The organism is Vibrio sp. 10N.261.52.A1 (assembly GCF_002876325.1).
Classification (GTDB): Bacteria; Pseudomonadota; Gammaproteobacteria; order Enterobacterales; family Vibrionaceae; genus Vibrio; species Vibrio chagasii.
This window is the reverse complement of record NZ_MCYD01001152.1, coordinates 1-252: the sequence shown is the minus strand read 5'-3', so window position 1 is coordinate 252 and position 252 is coordinate 1. Positions and strand designations below refer to the sequence as shown.

Below are 252 nucleotides of genomic sequence, written 5' to 3'. Positions count from 1 at the left end.
AGTTATATGCTCAAATAGTGATAGCAACCTAGAAAAAATACAAAAAATGTCTCAAATTCTAGAGGTTGTTAACAAGGAGCTTGCTGAGTATAAATCTCTTTCTTTAAAGGATTACAAGGCTATCGATGATAAGTACTACGTAAGACACTATATAGTCAGCAAGATTAATGATTTAAATAGCTTGATTTTCATACAAAACTTGAAAGTAAGTGTGATGAACACGATTAGCTATCGATATAAAAGTGATGAAAA

Annotated in this window: 1 protein-coding gene; it reads left to right on the top strand. The window is 30.2% G+C overall.

Going from position 1 to position 252, the window contains the following annotated elements:
* Positions 1–4 precede the first annotated feature (4 nt).
* Positions 5–252, top strand: a 248-nt coding sequence (locus tag BCT81_RS29635) for a hypothetical protein (protein WP_347232125.1), incomplete at its 3' end; no start/stop codon positions are given.